At 56.2% G+C, this 288-nt stretch carries 1 protein-coding gene; it reads right to left on the reverse strand.

What is annotated here, in order from left to right; all coding sequences use genetic code 11:
- Window positions 1-288: aldehyde dehydrogenase family protein (locus tag RTW80_RS28770; RefSeq protein ID WP_312721509.1), on the reverse strand; the 288-nt coding region annotated here is incomplete at both ends.

The following is a 288-nucleotide window of genomic DNA, read 5'->3' on the forward strand; positions in this document are numbered from 1 at the left end:
TGCCACGCTGGGCCAGTACCCGTGAACCGGTACAGCAGAACTGACCATTCATCGCGACCAGTGCCATGACGATCTGCGGTACCACCACATCCAGGTTTGCATCATCAAATACGATCAGCGGCGCTTTTCCGCCCAGTTCCAGATTCAGACGTTTGAGCGTTCTGGCGCCGTTGGCGGCAATGAGGCGGCCTACCTTAGTGCTGCCGGTATAACTGATCATGTTCACCAGAGGGGAGTCGACCAGCATGGAAGCGCCAGTACTCCCGGTTTCGGTGATCACATTCAGTA

The organism is Escherichia sp. AM3 (assembly GCF_032029835.1).
Taxonomy (GTDB): Bacteria; Pseudomonadota; Gammaproteobacteria; order Enterobacterales; family Enterobacteriaceae; genus Escherichia; species Escherichia coli.